At 56.4% G+C, this 18770-nt stretch carries 15 protein-coding genes and 1 tRNA gene; 5 read left to right on the forward strand and 11 right to left on the reverse strand.

The window, feature by feature from the left end; translation table 11 throughout:
* Window positions 1-2: 2 nt before the first annotated feature.
* On the reverse strand, window positions 3-2675 hold the full coding sequence (gene alaS / locus AC2FH6_RS02635; protein WP_496701060.1) for an alanine--tRNA ligase: 2673 nt from the start codon (window positions 2673-2675) through the stop codon (window positions 3-5).
* A 175-nt stretch (window positions 2676-2850) separates the two neighbouring features.
* The gene (recA, locus tag AC2FH6_RS02640; protein WP_142633714.1) at window positions 2851-3915 is read right to left on the reverse strand and encodes a recombinase RecA; all 1065 of its coding nucleotides are present in this window, start codon (window positions 3913-3915) and stop codon (window positions 2851-2853) included.
* A gap of 192 nt (window positions 3916-4107) precedes the next feature.
* Between recA and AC2FH6_RS02645 the strand changes: the two genes are divergently transcribed.
* Window positions 4108-4701: a sulfotransferase family 2 domain-containing protein gene (locus AC2FH6_RS02645; protein WP_281972075.1), complete on the forward strand. Its 594-nt coding sequence runs from the start codon at window positions 4108-4110 to the stop codon at window positions 4699-4701.
* A gap of 4 nt (window positions 4702-4705) precedes the next feature.
* Here AC2FH6_RS02645 and AC2FH6_RS02650 read toward each other — a convergent pair whose 3' ends face one another.
* The 3 genes from AC2FH6_RS02650 to guaB all read right to left on the reverse strand — a co-directional run bounded on the left by AC2FH6_RS02650 (window position 4706) and on the right by guaB (window position 9788).
* Complete coding sequence (locus AC2FH6_RS02650) at window positions 4706-6997, reverse strand: hybrid sensor histidine kinase/response regulator (RefSeq protein ID WP_496701062.1); 2292 nt, start codon at window positions 6995-6997, stop codon at window positions 4706-4708.
* A 106-nt stretch (window positions 6998-7103) separates the two neighbouring features.
* Window positions 7104-8261, reverse strand: a complete 1158-nt coding sequence (locus tag AC2FH6_RS02655) for an RsmB/NOP family class I SAM-dependent RNA methyltransferase (RefSeq protein WP_496701064.1) — start codon at window positions 8259-8261, stop codon at window positions 7104-7106.
* A gap of 78 nt (window positions 8262-8339) precedes the next feature.
* On the reverse strand, window positions 8340-9788 hold the full coding sequence (gene guaB, locus AC2FH6_RS02660; RefSeq protein ID WP_496701066.1) for an IMP dehydrogenase: 1449 nt from the start codon (window positions 9786-9788) through the stop codon (window positions 8340-8342).
* 217 nt (window positions 9789-10005) lie between these two features.
* Here guaB and AC2FH6_RS02665 point away from each other — a divergent pair, with 217 nt between their 5' ends.
* Window positions 10006-12051: an ASKHA domain-containing protein gene (locus tag AC2FH6_RS02665; RefSeq protein WP_496701068.1), complete on the forward strand. Its 2046-nt coding sequence runs from the start codon at window positions 10006-10008 to the stop codon at window positions 12049-12051.
* Window positions 12052-12075: 24 nt separating this feature from the next.
* Window positions 12076-12933 carry a class I SAM-dependent methyltransferase gene (locus tag AC2FH6_RS02670; RefSeq protein ID WP_496691211.1) on the forward strand — a complete coding sequence of 286 codons (858 nt, stop codon included), beginning with the start codon at window positions 12076-12078 and terminating at the stop codon, window positions 12931-12933.
* A 1-nt stretch (window position 12934) separates the two neighbouring features.
* Here the strand turns inward: AC2FH6_RS02670 and AC2FH6_RS02675 are convergent.
* The 4 genes from AC2FH6_RS02675 to AC2FH6_RS02690 form a co-directional block, all read right to left on the reverse strand.
* Window positions 12935-13008: transfer RNA gene (locus AC2FH6_RS02675), tRNA-Gly, on the reverse strand.
* A 132-nt stretch (window positions 13009-13140) separates the two neighbouring features.
* Window positions 13141-14202 carry a methyltetrahydrofolate cobalamin methyltransferase gene (locus AC2FH6_RS02680; RefSeq protein ID WP_496691210.1) on the reverse strand — a complete coding sequence of 354 codons (1062 nt, stop codon included), beginning with the start codon at window positions 14200-14202 and terminating at the stop codon, window positions 13141-13143.
* A gap of 9 nt (window positions 14203-14211) precedes the next feature.
* Complete coding sequence (locus tag AC2FH6_RS02685) at window positions 14212-15138, reverse strand: methylenetetrahydrofolate reductase (RefSeq protein ID WP_496691345.1); 927 nt, start codon at window positions 15136-15138, stop codon at window positions 14212-14214.
* A gap of 26 nt (window positions 15139-15164) precedes the next feature.
* Entirely contained in the window at window positions 15165-15461 is a 297-nt protein-coding gene (locus AC2FH6_RS02690; RefSeq protein WP_142633696.1) for a virulence factor, read from the reverse strand.
* Window positions 15462-15702: 241 nt separating this feature from the next.
* On the opposite strand from AC2FH6_RS02690, the gene AC2FH6_RS02695 reads away from it, so the two are divergent.
* A complete protein-coding gene (locus AC2FH6_RS02695) occupies window positions 15703-16815 on the forward strand; it encodes a Ppx/GppA phosphatase family protein (protein ID WP_142633694.1) in 1113 nt (370 codons plus the stop codon).
* Window positions 16815-17531, forward strand: coding sequence for an RlmE family RNA methyltransferase (locus tag AC2FH6_RS02700; RefSeq protein ID WP_142633692.1), 717 nt, complete (start codon window positions 16815-16817; stop codon window positions 17529-17531). The genes AC2FH6_RS02695 and AC2FH6_RS02700 overlap by 1 nt, the downstream gene beginning before the upstream one ends.
* A gap of 2 nt (window positions 17532-17533) precedes the next feature.
* Here AC2FH6_RS02700 and AC2FH6_RS02705 read toward each other — a convergent pair whose 3' ends face one another.
* Together AC2FH6_RS02705 and AC2FH6_RS02710 are read right to left on the reverse strand one after the other, a co-directional pair.
* Window positions 17534-17719, reverse strand: coding sequence for a hypothetical protein (locus tag AC2FH6_RS02705; protein ID WP_142633690.1), 186 nt, complete (start codon window positions 17717-17719; stop codon window positions 17534-17536).
* A gap of 120 nt (window positions 17720-17839) precedes the next feature.
* Window positions 17840-18703, reverse strand: a complete 864-nt coding sequence (locus AC2FH6_RS02710; protein ID WP_142633688.1) for a YihY/virulence factor BrkB family protein — start codon at window positions 18701-18703, stop codon at window positions 17840-17842.
* Window positions 18704-18770 lie beyond the last annotated feature (67 nt).

Below are 18770 nucleotides of genomic sequence, written 5' to 3' on the forward strand. Positions count from 1 at the left end.
TGTTAACCTCCAAGAATATTCTTTGCAGCCTTGATCGCGGCATCAGCATTCGAAGCGTCCTTGCCACCACCCTGCGCCATGTCAGGGCGTCCACCGCCACCTTTTCCACCAAGTTCAGCAACCGCCGCCCGAACCAGATCCACGGCCGAGATTGCATCCGTCAGATCAGCTGTGACACCGGCCGCGACGGCTGCTTTGCCGCCCGTATCCGCTATCAGCAACACAGCACCCGATCCAAGTCGGCTTTTGTGTTCGTCGATCAGCGCGGGTAAGTCCTTGCCAGATACGCCAGTAAGGGACTGAGCCAAGAACGAGATACCGTTTACCGTTTTGGCCTCAGCGCTACCGCCCTGCCCCGAACCACCAGCCATCGCGAGATCGCGGCGCAGCTGCGCAACTTCATTTTGAAGGGATTTACGTTCATCCAACAGAGCTTTGACACGAGATACAACGTCATCCGGTTGCGCTTTCAGTTCAGATGCGATCTGCCCCAAACGTTGGTCCTGGTCGGTCAGGTAAACCATGGCTTCGTCACCGGTAAGCGCTTCGATCCGCCGGACACCGGCACTGCTGGCGCTATCCCCCAATACAACAAGCGCGCCAATATCACCGGTCTGGCGAACATGCGTTCCACCACACAGTTCGATCGACCAGGTCTCACCATCCTGGCCTTTGCCAGTTGGCGCTTTGCCCATCGAAACCACGCGAACTTCGTCGCCGTATTTCTCACCGAAAAGGGCCTGCGCACCCAGTTCCCGGGCATCATCTGGTGTCATGATCCGGGTCTCGACGGTCGAGTTCTGGCGGATGAAAGCGTTGACCGAGCGTTCAACTTGCCGAATTTCCTCGGGGCTCATCGCCTTCGCGTGGCTAAAGTCGAACCGCAGCCGGTCAGCCGCATTCAAAGAGCCGCGCTGCGCAACATGGTCACCCAGTGTTTCCCGCAATGCTTCGTGCAGCAAATGTGTGGCCGAATGGTTGGCCCGGATGGCGGTGCGGCGAACATGGTCCACCTCAAGCTCAACTGCGTCTCCCTTGGACAAGGTACCGTGATCGACCGTGACCCGATGCGCATAGATTTTGCCATCCGCAAATTTCCGGGTGTCCTCGACCCGAGCGACATCGTCACGATCTTCCAGACGGCGTATTTCGCCGGTGTCGCCAATCTGGCCACCGGATTCGCCATAGAACGGGGTCTGGTTCACGATGACCCAGCCGGAATTGCCCGTTTCGATCTTGTCGACCAAAGCGCCATCGACAACCATAGCCGCGACCTGCCCTTCGGCCTTTTCTGTATCGTATCCAAGGAAATCCGTTGCGCCTGCTGTGTCCAGAACGTCAAACCAGACGGCTTGATCCGCTGCTTCCCCCGATCCAGCCCAGGCAGCGCGTGCCTTGGCCTTTTGCTCGGCCATCGCCGTATCAAACCCGTCGGTATCAACCGTCCGGCCTTTTTCACGCAGTGCATCTTGTGTCAGATCAAGCGGAAAACCGTATGTATCATACAGCTTGAAAGCGGCCTCTCCAGACAGTGCCGCACCCTCTGGCAGGTCAGAGACCTCGTCATCCAACAACTTCAGGCCGCGATCCAATGTTTGCTTAAAGCGGGTTTCTTCCAGCAACAGCGTCTCTTCGATCAGCGACTGAGCCTGGCCAAGTTCGGTGTACTGGGCACCCATCAGTTGGACCAATGTCGGTACCAGCTGATACATCACCGGATCCTTCGCACCCAACAGATGTGCATGCCGCATCGCGCGACGCATGATCCGCCGCAGCACATAGCCGCGCCCGTCATTGCTGGGCATTACCCCGTCTGCAATCAGGAAAGAGGTCGACCGCAGGTGATCCGCAATCACGCGGTGATGTACGTTTTGATCCCCATAGGGATCGACATTGGTGGCACTCGCCGAGGCCTCGATCAGGGTCTTGAACAGATCGGTGTCATAATTGTCATGGCTTCCTTGCAATAGGGCACCAATCCGCTCCAGCCCCATCCCGGTGTCGATAGACTGCATGTCGAGCTCGACCATCGAGCCGTCTTCGAACTGTTCGTTCTGCATGAAAACGATGTTCCAGATTTCGATGAACCGATCACCGTCTTCCTCGGGCGAACCCGGAGGGCCGCCCCAGATATGATCCCCGTGGTCGTAGAAAATCTCGGTGCAGGGACCGCACGGGCCGGTCGGCCCCATCTGCCAGAAATTGTCACTGGTTGCGATACGGATGATCCGATCTTCGGGAACGCCCACCTTCTTCCACATCTCGAACGCTTCGTCATCGGTGTGGTAAACCGTTGTTAGAAGGCGGTTTTTATCGACCCCGAATTCTTTAGTGATCAATTCCCATGCGAATGGAATTGCTTCGGGCTTGAAGTAATCGCCGAACGAAAAATTGCCCAGCATCTCAAAGAATGTGTGGTGACGCGCAGTATAGCCGACATTATCCAGGTCGTTGTGCTTGCCACCGGCCCGAACACATTTCTGTGCTGTCGTCGCGCGCTGATAGTCACGGGTTTCGACACCGGTGAACAGGTTTTTGAACTGCACCATACCCGAGTTGACGAACATCAATGTTGGGTCGTTGCGCGGCACCAGGGGACTGGATGCCACTACTTCGTGCCCCTGTTTGGCAAAGTAGTTCAAAAAGGTCGATCGGATTTCGTTCAACGTTGACATAGGGCTCTCTCGGCGCGCAATCAGTTTGTTTCAAAAAGGGTTTATCCGCCTCCCCCGGGATAGTCCACAGGCGAGCGTTGCAGAACGGAACAAGGCGGCCCCGACGGACCGCCTTGTTCGGAATATGGTTCGTTCTTAGGAAAGAGCTGCGAAAATCACTTTCTTCCCGAACCACTTATGCCTCGAGGATATCATCCTCTTCCGCGCCGGGCGGTACATCGAATTCCAGCCCATGTGCCGCGCGAATCTTGTCCTCGATCTCAAACGCGATGCGGTTGTTGTCGCGCAGATACTGCTTGGCATTCTCACGCCCCTGCCCGATCCGCTCATCACCATAACTGAACCACGAACCCGATTTCTCGACCACACCGGCCTTGACGCCCAGATCCAGCAGCTCGCCCATTTTACTGATGCCTTCGCCATACATGATGTCGAATTCAACTTGCTTGAAGGGCGGTGCCACTTTGTTTTTAACGACCTTCACACGGGTCTGGTTGCCAACAACCTCATCCCGGTCCTTGATCGCACCGATCCGACGAATATCCAAACGGACCGAGCTGTAGAATTTCAGGGCGTTACCACCGGTGGTGGTTTCCGGGCTGCCGAACATCACGCCGATTTTCATCCGGATTTGGTTGATGAAGATCACCATACAGTTCGAGCGGCTGATCGAACCCGTCAGTTTACGCATTGCCTGGCTCATCAGCCGGGCCTGCACACCAACGCTGCTGTCGCCCATATCGCCTTCGAGTTCAGATTTCGGCGTCAGCGCCGCGACCGAGTCAACCACGACCATGTTAACCGCGCCCGAACGGACCAGCGTATCGGTAATCTCAAGCGCCTGTTCGCCAGTGTCAGGTTGCGAAATCAGCAACTCGTCCAGATCGACGCCCAGTTTGCGCGCATATTGCGGGTCCAACGCATGTTCCGCATCGACAAATGCGCATACACCGCCATGTTTCTGCTGTTCTGCGATGCAGTGCAGTGTCAGCGTTGTTTTGCCCGAACTTTCCGGGCCATAGATTTCAACGATCCGGCCCATCGGCAGGCCGCCGATTCCCAGAGCGATATCCAGACCCAGAGATCCGGTCGAACTGGCGTCGATGTCCTGCTTGGAATCCTCGCCCAGCTTCATGATCGAGCCTTTGCCGAACTGCCGTTCGATCTGTGCCAGCGCGCTGTCGAGCGCCTTTTGCTTATCTGCGTTTTTCTTGTCGCTCATCGTCAGAAGATCCGCCATTGTCCTGTCGCCTTCCCTTTTGTCACACCCTTGAACGGGCGGCAATCGCTGCTTTGTTCGCCTCTTGTTCCTTATGGGACCAAAAAGAGAACATTTCAACTAAAACTTACATTACTTACTGTTCTGTAATTGTATTAAAGAGTCGTTTACGCCAATCTGAGCTGGAGATAATTACTGCCGATGGACGAATAAATGCTTGTTTTTTATGAAGAACGCCTTGCGTTTCTGGCTGTCCCAAAAACCGGCAGCACCGCTTATCATACGGCTTTGCGGGACCGTGCCGATCTGGTTGTCACCGATCCGCCAGATCTGAAACACGCACCTGTCCGCCGGTATGATCGGTTTTTCCAGAACATTTTCCGTAAAATGTACGATACTGAGATGGAAATCATGGCGGTTGTTCGTGAACCGGTCGATTGGCTGGGCAGTTGGTACAGGTTTCGCGGCCGCCAAGAGCGTCTTGACCACCCGCATTCAACACATGACCTGAGCTTTGATGATTTCATCCAGGCCTATATGCGCACACCCCGACCTGAATTTGCCGATGTCGGCAGTCAGAGCCAATTTTTTCGCACCCGCAACAACGGGCGTGGCGCCACCCATGTCTTCAAATATGAAAACCAGGACAAAATTCTCGATTTCCTGCAAAACCGCTTGAATATGGATATCCGGCTGCAACGCGAAAACGTGTCACCCACACGAGACCTAACACTGGGCGCAGAGACATTGACCAAGTTCCGCAACACACACTCCGCGGAATTCGATTGCCACGCCTCGGCACTTTGAAACCCTAATTGATCTGCTGAAAAACAGCTTCGGTCAGTTGGTTTAGTGAAAATGGTTTGGGCAGGAAAGTTGAATCGGAAATCTCTGGCCCCGAATCGCCAAACGCACCCTCTGTGTATCCAGACATGAATATGACCCGGACATCTGGCCTGTTCTGCTTAGCCATACGAACCCAGGTCGGACCATCCAATCCGGGCATGACCACATCGGTGACGAATGCGTCAACATTCAATGTGCCATCTTCGAGAAGCCTCAGAGCCTCTTCTCCCGAATCGGCCTCGAGCACAGTGTAGCCTTTCAACCTCAGTGCGCGGGTAGCAAAGGCCCGAACCGGGGCTTCGTCTTCGACCAGCAGCACGACACCCTCACCCTGGCGAACCGTTGGATTCTCAGGGGATTGCGCAGGCGCTGCCTCGGTTTTTTTGGGGGCGGTTGAAACCGGCAGGTACACAATAAACTCGGTCCCTCTCCCCTGAATGCTGTCGACAAAAATAAAACCGCCGGTTTGCTTTACAATTCCGTAGACAGTCGACAGGCCCAAACCTGTCCCCTCACCCGTGCGTTTGGTTGTAAAGAAAGGCTCGAACACTTTCTGTAGCTTATCGGGGGCAATCCCCGTACCGCTATCAATGACTTTGACGGTGACGTATTCACCAGGTTGTACCGTAGCGCGATCCCTTGTGAAGCGTTCTGTCAGCACGACCACTTCGGTTTCGATCCTGACCTCACCACCTTCAGGCATTGCATCGCGGGCATTTACGACAAGGTTCATCAACACCTGCTCTAGCTGGCGTTTATCCGCACGAACCGCTTTCAGAACGGGATCGTGGCTGAGTGTCAGCTTAACCTTTTCTCCGACCAGACGATTTAGCAGATGAATAAGGTCTGAGATCGTATCTCTGAGATCCAGAATTTCCGGCTGCAAAGTCTGTTTGCGCGAAAAGGCCAGCAGTTGGCTCACCAAAGCTGCAGCACGGTTTGCGTTCTGATTGATTTGTACAAGATCCCCGTAGTCAGGGTCATTCTGGTCGTGCCGCAAAAGCAGAAGATCGCAATGTCCGGAAATCGCCGTTAGCAAATTGTTGAAATCATGCGCTACACCCCCAGCCAGTTGGCCAACGGCCTGCATTTTTTGTCCCTGCACAAATTGCGCCTCTAAAGTCTTGAGTTCGGTAGCATCATTCAGAACCGCAATCAGTCTGACTTCTCCCTCGATCAGCACACGTTTCAATGTGACCTGTACGAATATCTCGCGGTCTTCCCGTGTCAGCCTCAGGAATTCAGATCGTGAAACGGCGCCCTCATTTGAAGCCTGCGTCAGCCAGTCCAGAACCGGATACCCCAGACCATGCATGATATGCACAACATTGGATTCTCCGGGCTCTATGTTTCCGACAAGACGCGTTGCCAGCCTGTTGGCCTCAAGGATGCTCCCGTCGGGAGACAGGGTCATTACCGGGACCGGAAGATCCACAAATGACGCGCCAATTCCACTTTCCTGTGCACGATCAAGCGGTAGAACAAGCAGATCGCGCGTGGTTCCCGACCGAGACAGTACGGCCATCGTAGCCGGAATTGGCCCCTGTGCCGTCTGTACCTGCACAACCTCACCCAATTCGGGCTGCGCGCCAGTCAGAACCTGTGCAAGGTTGTCGGGTCGTTGTCCCAGGATTTGTTCCGCCGCCCCGTTGATCCGCAGCAATGCTCCGTTTCTGCCTTCGGTCAAAATGGGTACAGGCACAGCATCCCACTGACCTGTTCCATCCAGATGAAACCGCCAAAAGAAAAAGTTATTCCCAACACCGAGAACAGAAATCGGTACGGTTGTCTCTAAAGTGACAACGTCTTCTCTTGCACGGCCATGGATCTCGGCCAAAGACTGCAGGCGCAGCAGAATTGCCGACGGATTGGCAAAAATAGACTTTAGACCTTCATCCAGCCGATTGCCGGGAAAAACATGAAGCTGAGCCCGGGCATGAGAATTGCAAATCAGAACATCACCCTGTGCATTGGCAATCGCGCAAGGGTACAGCTCTTCTTCGGCAAAAACCTCCATAACCCTAAGCTCTCGACGTACCGAGTCGTCGGAAATCAGCGCCCTCACCACGACCAACAGTGATGCAGCAAGCAAAGACACACCTGCCACCACAAGGCCGAGATTCCAAGCTTGGGGGATGATTCCTGCCAGCGGCAGCAGTGAGAGCAACACCCCTAGCGCAACCAATGGTGCTAGACGCAAACCACTTGGTGTATTTCGTAACTTTGGGTCAGAATAGAAATCTGCGGTATCGGACATTAAATACTCAACTTGCCGGGCTAGGTGTAACCCAACGCAAAAGGGTTAACGCCCACTTAACCAACAAAGTGAGCAATTCTCCTTTAGGTTGCTATTTGTCCGCCGACTACCGCGTCAAGTGTGACGTGAAAAACCCGTCAGTACCGTGTGATACATACCACGTTTTGCGAAACGTCTCGGTCCATTCGGAGTGCGCGGCCACGAACGCATCGACCACTGCACCGTTTTCGACCTCGAGCATGGAACAGGTTGCATAGGCAAGAACACCCGCTGGCCCCACCAAAGGCGCGACATCATCAAGGATCGTCCGCTGTGTTTCCGTAAGCCGGTTCAGTCCATCTTGTGTAAGAGACCATTTTCCCGCCGGGGCGCGACGCCAGGATCCGCTGCCAGAACAGGGAGCATCCGTCAGCACAATGTCGAATGGTGCCTGCGCAAAGATCTCGTCAGTGGTCAGAAGTGTTATCTGTGCACCCGCTCTCTCGGCCCGGGCGGGCAAATCACGCATTCGCGCCGCCTTAACGTCATGCGCGAACACATCTACACCGTGATGCGCGGCCAAGGCCAAGGCTTTGCCGCCACCACCGGAACAATAGTCCAGAACCCGCATTCCGGGGTTTAGGTCCAATGATTCAACTACGGCCTGGCTCGCCGCATCCTGCAGTTCGACCAAGCCATCAGTATAGGCGCGGCTTCCCGAGATTTTCCGCTCGCCCTCGACTACTTCGAGTGCAGTCGGACAAGCGGGATGTGGCCTCGCTTGGATGCCGTCCGCCAGCAAGACCGAGACCGCCTGATCGACTCTCGACTTAATCAGATTGACCCGCAAATGAACCGGGGCCCGAGCGCGCAATGCCTCGGCCACTGGAAGGGTCAAATCACCCAAAGACTCTTGAAAGGTTGGCCAAAGCCATTCCGGTATGTCGTATTGCTGGGCGTCAGAATCAAATGGTTTAGCCTGTTCGTGTTCTTCCAAACTTGCCGGAGCGTACCCTACGCCATTGAATATCTGATCCAGATCGACTTCTTGCATACGCATCGCGCCAATCATCAACCCCCGACCGGTTTCCACCCCACCTGCCGCCGCAAATGACCTTTTGCACCGCAAAGCACCAAACACGTGGTCGCGAATGGCAGCCCTGTCTTTGGAACCGGCGAAACGGCTTCGCCGCGCCCAACCTGTCAGGGCCTTTTCGACCGGGGCACCCGAGAGAATCTGATCAAGAATTTCGATGGAGGCCTGAACACGTGCGGCGGGGGTCATTTCATTCTCCGATATGGTGCAGGGCAAAAACGCAAAGCGGCGCCCTCACCGGGGCGCCGCAGTTCAGGTTCCGGCAATTTACATCACTCGATAATTCGGGCTTTCGCGTGTGATTTGCACGTCATGCACATGGCTCTCCTTCAGGCCAGCCCCTGTGATTCTGACGAAGTTGCAGTTCTTTCGCATCTCTTCGACCGTGGCGCAGCCGGTATAGCCCATGGCTGCGCGCAGGCCGCCGACCAGTTGATGCACAACCGCGCTGGCCGAGCCCTTGTAAGGCACCTGCCCTTCGATCCCTTCGGGCACCAGCTTGTCGCTGGCGGCATCCTTCTGGAAATAGCGATCCGCAGAGCCACGTGCCATCGCGCCTAGACTGCCCATGCCGCGATAAGATTTGAACGACCGGCCCTGATACAGGATCACTTCGCCCGGGCTTTCATCTGTTCCTGCGATCATCGAGCCAACCATGGCACAGGACGCACCCGCCGCAATCGCCTTGGCAAAATCGCCCGAGAATTTGATACCACCATCTGCGATAACCGGCACATCGCCGGCGGCCGCGGCGCAATCCATGATCGCAGTCAGCTGCGGCACGCCCACACCGGCCACCATCCGCGTAGTACAGATCGAACCCGGCCCGATCCCCACCTTGATGGCATCCGCGCCTGCGTCGATCAGCGCCTTGGTTGCGTCCCCAGTGGCGACGTTACCGGCAATGATCTGCACCTCGTTCGACAGGGTCTTGACCCGCTTCACCGCGTCCAGCACCCCTTGAGAATGCCCATGAGCGGTGTCTACAACGATAATGTCGACACCGGAATCCACCAGTTGTTCGGATCGTTCGAAACCAGAGGCACCAACCGACGTCGCTGCCGCGACTCTCAGACGCCCCAGCCGGTCCTTGCAGGCCGTTGGGTTTAGCACCGCCTGTTCGGTATCTTTCAAAGTCAGAAGACCCGTCAGCTTGCCCGCCCCGTCCACAACCAGAAGCTTTTCGATCCGTCGCGCGCGCATCAGGCTTTTGGCCTCTTCCAGATCGGCGGGTTCCTGAAGCATCGCCAGATTGTCCGAGGTCATCATCGCGTGAACCGGCGTATCATCCGAAGTCGCAAAACGCATATCACGGTTGGTCAGAATACCGACCACGCGGCCTTCTTCGTCCACCACGGGAAAGCCGGTGAAGTTATAACGCTGCACCAACGCGTTGGCGTCCGCCAGCGTCTGATCCACCCGCAGTGTCACCGGGTTGTAAACAATACCGGATTCAAATCTCTTGACCCGCCGAACCTCTCGGGCCTGTTCTTCGATCGACAGGTTCTTGTGCACCACGCCGATGCCGCCCGCCTGCGCCATGGCGATGGCCATGCGCGCCTCGGTCACCGTGTCCATCGCCGAGCTGAGCAGCGGGATGTTCATGGTGATTTCCCGCGTCACGCGCGTGGTCGTATCCGCCGTGGCCGGCAGCACAGAAGATGCGCCCGGAACCAGAAGAACGTCGTCAAAGGTGAGTGCCTCACGAATCTGCATTTGTTAACCCCATGCAAAAGCCCGTTTGACGGTGACCCTATTGCATGGATTGCATCTAAGGAAAAGCCCCCGACATAAACTAGTTTTTACCTGCTGGTCGATGCTGCGACAAAAAACGACGCAACGCACACAAAACGTGCCGCTGAATGGCCTTTCCCTTTGCGTACAAAACCATATCTTGCCCGACATAGGCGCGAATATAAAAGGCAGGCCAATCATGACCACCGACCCTCTTGTTGTCTTTACCCCATCGGGCAAACGCGGGCACTTTCCCGTAGGCACTCCGGTTCTGACTGCGGCACGGCAACTGGGTGTGGATCTGGATTCCGTTTGCGGTGGACGCGGGATTTGTTCGAAATGCCAGATCACACCAAGCTATGGCGAGTTTCCCAAGCACGGCGTGACCGTAGCCGACGGTGCACTAAGCGAATGGAACGCGGTTGAACAGCGCTATGACGACAAGCGCGGATTGAAACCCGGCCGCCGTCTTGGATGTCAGGCCACGGTTCAGGGGGATGTGGTGATCGACGTGCCACCAGAAAGCCAGGTGCACCGTCAGGTCGTACGCAAGGCCGCCACAGCACGCGCCATCACAATGGATCCGGCCACCCGGCTGTATTTTGTTGCGGTAGAAGAACCCGACATGCATTCACCAACCGGCGATCTGGAACGTCTGGAACGCGCGCTACGCGAGCAATGGAACGTCGACGCCGTAACGGCTGATCTTTCCTTGTTGTCCAAACTGCAGCCCATATTGCGCAAGGGTAAGTGGGAGGTCACCGTTGCGGTGCATAAAGGCCACAAGGACGAGGTCGCACGGATCGTGGAAATCTGGCCTGGATTGCACGAGAACGGACTTTTCGGTCTGGCCATCGACCTCGGCTCTACCACGATTGCAGCTCACCTGACCGATCTGGACACAGGCGAGGTCAAGGCATCTTCGGGCCTGATGAACCCCCAAATCCGCTTTGGCGAAGACCTGATGAGCCGCGTGTCCTACTCGATGATGAACCCCGGCGGCGACAAAGAGATGACCCGAGCCGTACGCGAAGCGATAAACGATCTGACAACATCCATCGCGGATGAGGCCGGGATTGACGCCAACCTGATTGTCGAAACGGTGTTCGTCTGTAACCCGGTCATGCACCATCTGCTGCTTGGGCTGGATCCGGTCGAGCTGGGCCAAGCGCCCTTTGCCTTGGCTACGTCCGAAAGCATGTCTTTGCCCGCGCGCGAGATGGATCTGACCAACATGAACCCACGTGCGCAGGTCTACATCCTGCCCTGCATTGCGGGTCATGTGGGTGCGGATTGTGCGGCGGTTGCCTTGTCGGAAGAGCCCGACAAATCCGAAGATCTGGTTCTGATCGTAGATGTCGGAACCAATGCCGAGATTTTGCTGGGCAATACCAGCCGGGTTCTGGCGTGCTCCTCACCGACCGGCCCGGCCTTTGAAGGCGCGCAGATTAGCTCTGGTCAGCGTGCCGCCCCCGGTGCGATTGAGCGGATCGAGATTGATCCTGTCACTAAAGAACCCCGTTTTCGCGTCATTGGGTCCGAGAAATGGTCGGATGAAGAGGGTTTTGATCAAGACATCGCAACCACTGGCATCAGCGGCATCTGTGGATCAGGCATTATTGAAGCGGTGGCGGAAATGCGTATGGCGGGTTTGCTGGATGAAAGTGGCCTGATCGGATCCGCAGAACAAACGGGCACATCACGCAACGTCCCCGAGGGGCGCACCCATTCCTATCTGATCCACGACGCAAGCGCCGAAGGCGGCCCACGTATCACAGTCACTCAGGGCGATATTCGCGCGATTCAACTGGCGAAATCCGCGCTTTATGCAGGCGCGCGGCTTTTAATGGACGAAATGAACGTGGATACTGTCGACCGCATTGTTCTTGCTGGTGCCTTCGGCGCGCATATCTCGACCAAACATGCCATGGTTCTGGGAATGATCCCCGATGCGCCCTTGAACAAGGTCTCAAGCGCGGGCAACGCCGCCGGTACGGGCGCCCGGATCGCCCTTTGCAACATCGGGTCGCGGAGTGAAATTGAACGTGTAGTGCGCGAAATCACCAAGGTTGAAACCGCCATCGAGCCCAAGTTTCAGGATCATTTCGTGGCAGCGAACGCGATACCCCACAAAACCGACCCATTCCCGGAATTGGCACAGGTGGTCACCCTGCCCGCGCCCTCGTTCAACACCGGTGGTGGAGATCAGGAAAACTCTGGCCGCCGCCGTCGCCGGAGGTCATAGTCGCGGCAACCACGGAGGGGTACGATGCAGTCGGTGAATGAGGAACAGGCAGAATACTGGGGAAAATCCGAATCCGGAGCCAAATGGCTGACATATCAGGATCAGTTGGATCAACTGATGGCTTCGGTTCTGGACCTTGTGCTGGAGAATGCCCAGCTTAAACTAGGAATGCATGTGCTCGACATCGGCTGTGGCACTGGCGAAAGCTCTCTTGCAGCCGCGCGATTGGTCGGGCCGGATGGCGATGTTCTGGCCGCCGATATATCGCAAGCGTTTCTTGATCGTGCCAGCGCCCGAGCCTCGGAAAACGGGCTGAGCAACATCAGCTTCCAACATGCTGACGCGCAGATATTCGGGTTTCCTGCCAATCAGTTGGACGCAGCGATTTCACGGTTCGGCGTGATGTTCTTTGACGATTCGGTTGCTGCATTCGCCAATATCGCCCGCGCACTTAAACCCGGCGGGCAGATGACCTTTGCAGCTTGGGGGCCATTGGATGGCAACCCGTGGTTCAAAATACCCCATATTGCTGCGGTAAAACGCCTTGGGCAGCCGCCTCGGGTAGATCGTTACGCGCCGGGTCCGCTGGCGTTTCACGATCTGGATCACGTCACCGGCATGATGCAACAGGCGGGGCTGTCGGACATTCAGGCCCAAGCCATCTCCGTAAATCTGCCCGGCGCTGGCGGGTCAGAGGAAATAGCCGCCTTGTGCACCCGCGTCGGCCCCGCCGCGCGAACCATCGCGCATTTCGAAGGCACCGAACAGGACGCAGCAGCAATCCAGCACGAGGTCTGTCAGGAATTCGCCCAGTTCACATCCGAAACCGGCCTGCACATCCCGGCGGTGATAAACCTGTATCAAGCGCGTCGATCGAACTGAATGGAGCGGGTAGCGGGAATCGAACCCGCGCGTTCAGCTTGGGAAGCTGACAGGCTACCATTACATCATACCCGCCGCTGCTAGCTGAATATCACCGGTACAAGATCAGGTTCAAGCGGTTTTGATCCAAACCGTCAGGCTATTTGCGACGGCGAAGACAAAAAAGGCCGGATCAAAAGATCCGGCCAGCATGTTGTTTTATATCACTTATGCGCGACGGCGACGGCCACCGCCACGACGACCACCACCAGTGCCCTCGGCACCGGCTTCGCTGGGGGCTTTGTTGAACTTGATCCAAGCGCCGCCATGCGGATCGTTGTTGGTCAGCAGGTTGGCGGCGCGGATGGCCTCCATCTCTTTGCCCGCGCGCGGCAGGGTCGAGCCCAGACCAAACAGCTGGCAGAAGGTCTCATCATCCATGTCCGCAGGCAGGATGATGCCTTTGGCCTCAACCTCAGCCTTCTTCTCGGCCAGTTTCTTGGGACCAACCGGCAAGGCAACGGGGTTCATGATCGCTGAGGTCATGCCGGCGCCCATCGCCATCGGCAGGAAGGCGTTGTTGATACCATGGCGGTTCGGCAGGCCGAACGAGACATTGGACGCCCCGCAAGTGGTGTTCACGCCCAGTTCCTCACGCAAACGACGAACCAGAGCAAACACCTGCTGACCGGCAGTTGCCATTGCGCCAATAGGCATCACCAGCGGATCGACCACGATGTCATGGGCCGGGATGCCGAAATCAGCGGCCCGTTCGACAATCTTTTTGGCCACTTCGAACCGCACATCGGGGTCTTCCGAAATCCCTGTATCGTCATTTGAGATCGCCACCACAGGGACATTGTATTTCTTGACCAGCGGCAGAACCAGCTCCAGACGATCTTCTTCGCCTGTGACCGAATTCAACAGAGGACGGCCCTCTGCCGCCTCAAGACCCGCTTCCAGAGCTCCCGGAACCGATGAATCGATGCACAGCGGCACTTCGACCAGCCCCTGCACCATTTCAACGATCTTGCGCATCAGCGGCGGTTCGGTCTCGTTCGGGTTGGGGTTCGAGTTGTAGACAACGCCCGCGTTGATATCCAGAACGGTCGCGCCAGCGGCAACCTGCGCGAGGGCGTCCTTTTCGACGGTCGAAAAATCGCCTGCTTCCAGTTCCGCCGCCAGTTTCTTGCGGCCTGTCGGGTTGATCCGCTCACCGATCACGCAGAACGGTTCGTCAAAGCCCAGGACGGCGGTTTTTGTTTTTGATTCTACGACTGTACGGGTCATGTCCGATCCTTAGGAGTTTACAGGCTTTGCCGAAGCGCCGCCGTTGTTGATGGCCCAGTTGGCGTTGGTCTTGATGCCGCCAAGCGGGAAGAAATGTACGTTTGTGATGTTGAAATCCGGGTTGGCCGCTTTGTGGTTGGCCAGCTCGGTGATCACATCCGTGGGCTCGTAAGGCAGCAGCAGCTTGGACACGTCCATGGCGCGCTTTTGCAGAACCTTCAGCGATGGACCAACGCCGCAGGCGATGGCGAATTTGATCAGTGTTTGCAGTTTTGCCGGACCGGCGATGCCGATATGAACCGGAATGTCGATCCCCGCCTCTTTCAGGCTGTCGGCCCAGGCGATGATCGGTTTGGCGTCAAAGGCGAACTGAGTGGCCAGCGCCATTTCGGCATCCGTGGTCTCAGAGAACTTCTGTTTCCAACGCAGCGCGTCATCGACATTCTTGGTCGATCCGTCAGGGTCGATGTCCTTGTTGCCTTCAGGGTGGCCAGCGACGTGCAGACGCTTGAAGCCCGCTTTGTCGAACAGGCCGGATTCCAGCAGCTGCATCGAGCTGTCGAAATCACCATGAGGATTCGCGACACCACCGGCCAGCAACAGCGCCTGATCCACACCTGCTTCACCCTGGTACATGGAAATCCAGTTTTCCAGCGTCGCCGTGTCTTTAATGATCCGCGCCGGGAAATGCGGCATAACAGGATAGCCGTCCACCGCGATGCGCTTGGCGGTCTTGACCATGTCTTCGATCGGAGTGCCTTCGATATGGGCAATATAGACGCGTGTGCCTTCAGGCAACAAAGCGCGAAAATCCTCGACCTTCTCGGCGGTGCGCGGCATCACCTCAATCGAATAGCCCTGCAGGAAGGCTTCGACGGTTGGATTTACCGGACCGTTTTCGGCGGCATCACGTTTCTTGAAGTTCAGCAAAGCCATAGCGGCCTCCCATATAGATTTCGAGCTCATGCCCAACCGTCATTGGCGATCAGAGCCTTGATACGGTCCTGATCATATTCCGTTTCCAAACGCACAGCCTGCTGTTCGGCAATTTCGGACGGATCGCCCTCAACCGCGAAAGGCGCGGCCTTGCGCCATTCGGCCAGATAGGCATCGCTATCCTTGGCGTTCACCTTCATGGCGGCGCGGTCAATGGCTTGCTCGAACCGTTCTTCCAACTGCCGTTTTGCGCCCCGGCGGCCCTTGCCGACGATGACTTGGGCGGGAATGTCGCGCCAGTATACGATGGTGACGTCAGGCATCTGCTTTGATTCCTCCTAACCAGATGGACCGGTTCTAAACTTCAATGTGGACGCAGGTCGGTCGATTTTCGACACAAGGCGCATTTCAAACGACGTTTTCACCTACAACGGGATACACGGCTTGTAACGAATTGTTCCTGTAAACCGCACCTCAAAATTCTCATCACTTTAATGAGTATCTTGCACGAACCAAAAGGCCGACCTATGGTCGGGGTAACTCGTAAATCGGAGGGCGTTGAAGATGGCGCCCAAGCGTCCCAAAGGTGCGGGCGCGTTCCCGAAGGCGGTCGAAAGCCCCGCGCCGGCAAGACCCGATCCTGATGCGCTTTATGCCGCGCTGGATTTGGGAACAAATAGCTGTCGCATGTTAATTGCCCAGCCCAAGGGCAGCGGGTTTCATGTGGTGGACAGTTTCTCTAAATCCGTGCAGTTGGGCGCGGGCTTAGAGCGGACGGGGCGTTTGTCTCGGTCGTCGATGGCGCGCACCATTCAGGCGTTGCGCATTTGCCAGCAAAAGCTGAAACGCAACAAGGTCAAGCGGATGCGTCTAGTCGCAACCGAGGCTTGTCGCCGTGCAAAAAATTCACGTGAATTCATTCGCCAGGTAAAGGGTGAAACCGGGTTGACGCTTGAGATCATCCAGCCCGAGGAAGAAGCGCGTCTGGCCGTAATATCCTGTGCTCCGCTGGTGTCCACTAAGACAGAACAGTTGTTGGTTGTGGATATTGGCGGCGGTTCGACAGAGCTTGTCTGGATCGACATATCCTCGCTTCCGCGTCGGGATCGCCCGGCGGCGATTATGCGTCTGCATAATGGATTTCATACAACAGATAGCCCGTTTCCTGCAGCCAAGGTTGTGGATTGGATCAGTGTTCCCCTCGGCGTTGCGACGCTGCGCGATCAGTTCCATGATGTCGAAGATGATGCGGCGCGGTTTGCTTTGATGAGCTGGTTTTTCGAAGAAAACCTGGCCGATTTTGCGCCTTATAAGGATGAACAAGCCCGCGAAGGTTTTCAGATCGTCGGCACCAGTGGCACGGTTACGACAGTCGCAGCCTCACATCTGGGATTGAAGCGGTATGACCGGACCAAGGTAGACGGTTTGCGCATGACAAGCGATCAGATTGACAAAGTGATACGCGGGTATCTAGAACTCGGCCCACTGGGGCGGCGGAGAGATCCGCGTATCGGCGATGACCGCCAGGCCCTGATCATGTCCGGCTCGGCCATATTGCAGGCTTTGTTACGATGTTGGCCAACCGACCGTCTTTCAGTGGCGGACCGGGGGCTGCGCGAAGGCCTGCTTTATGCGCAGATGAGCGCGGACGGTGTATTGGAAGACGGACCGTTCTGATGGCGAAGACACCTACTGGCAAAAACAATTCGGGCCGCGGGCAGCGCGACCTGAAGGTTAAGGTCAAAACCGCCCGCGGGCGCAAAATCAGCTCGACCCGGTGGTTGGAACGTCAGCTGAATGACCCCTATGTCAAGCGCGCGCAGGTCGAAGGCTATCGTGGGCGTGCAGCGTTCAAGATATTGGAACTGGACGATAAATTCCGCTTCCTGGTTCCAGGTGCGCGCATCGTCGATCTGGGTTGCGCCCCAGGCGGCTGGCTGCAGGTTGCGGTCCAGCGCGTTAATGCATTGGGTGAGAAAAGCGGTAAGAAAATCGGCACCGTTCTGGGTGTCGACATACAAGAGGTCGAGCCGGTCGCAGGGTCCGAGGTTCATCAGTTGGACTTTATGGAGGACGATGCCGACCAGAAGGTCAAAGACTGGTTGGGTGGCAAAGCGGATGTGGTGATGTCAGATATGGCCGCTGCGTCCTCGGGGCATAAACAGACAGACCATTTGCGGATCATGGCCCTGTGCGAAACCGCCGCCTATTTTGCCTTTGATGTGCTGGAACAGGGCGGCACATTTGTCGCCAAGGTTTTGGCCGGAGGAGCCGAAGGGGATCTGCAGAAGATTCTGAAACAGAAGTTTGACAAGGTAGCGCATGTTAAACCACCGGCATCCCGCGCCGACAGTTCGGAAAAATTCGTTGTGGCAACAGGATTTCGCGGCTGAAGTTAATCTGCGAAGTCAGCCAGAGATCGCGCAAGGCGCTGTTCACGCAGCGAAGATATTGCGTTTCCTTGCAACAACAATGCCTCACCGTGACTGATATCCGTCGCCGGTTTGGCCCGTAATTCTTCAATCCGCCGGGTCAGCGACGATGGATTTTGCGATTTCGCGCTTTCGGGCAGTTTGGTCATGAGGCCTCACCTTGATGCGTACGGGGTCACAGTCCATGCAGTTTGGGTAAGAAACGTGCCGATTTCATGACGCAAACCGGGCTTTGAGTTGCTATTTCACAACCCCAGCCACCCTGCCCTTCAGGTTTGTCCGTTACTTTGATCCTGCAAATCCATCAGCGCGCCGTTGAATTCAGCGCCCAGAATCAGGATGGCCGCGCATAGATACAGGAAAATCAACGCAGCCATCGCCCCAGCAAGGCCAGCATAAGTAGCGCTGTACGAGGCGAACTGTCCGATATAGATCGAAAAGCCCCAACCGCCCATCGCCCACAGAGCGAGTGTCAGAACAACGCCCGGAAGGATTTGCCACAGCCGATGGCGGCGCGTCGGCAGCACAAGATGTGCAACGATAACCGTGCCCGCAGGAACCGCGACAGTAAAGGTCCAGCGCAATCGATCCACAGACAACCAGTCTGACACGTTAACATCCGTCTTTTCGGACACGAGGCGCGTGTAGACCGGCAAGACGACTTCGACGGCGGCGATGGCCAGAATGGCCGCCCCGCCAACAATCACCAATCCCAGGCACAGCAAGCGTGTCTTCCAGAATGGCCAGGCGTCATGATCATGATAGGCCTGGTTCATGGCCGCCCGCACCGCAACTACGCCGTTTGAGGCAAAGAAAATGGCCAGCAAACCGCCCAGGGTGATTACCCCCGAACCTGATTCCGCCAGGACCGAGCGCAACTCTCCCACAATCGGGCCGGCGACATCTTTTGGCCAAGCGCCAAAGATCAGTTCGATCAGCTCGTCCGTGACATAATCCTGAGACAGCGTACCAGCCAGTGCCACAGTGAACAGAACAAACGGAAACAGGGCCAGCATCAGGGACATGGCAACGTGGCTGCTCATGACCATGCCGTTTTTGGCTCCAAATCGCCCCAAGGCCAGCCAAAGGGCTCGAATTACTCTTCCAGTCAGGGGAATCAAACTTGTCGTCATCCGAAAACTCTACCCTGACTGTATTCGAACCAGAACCGGCAAAACCCGACTGGACGCAATTAACCAA

The sequence above is a fragment of the Ruegeria sp. CDSC045 genome (assembly GCF_059610725.1).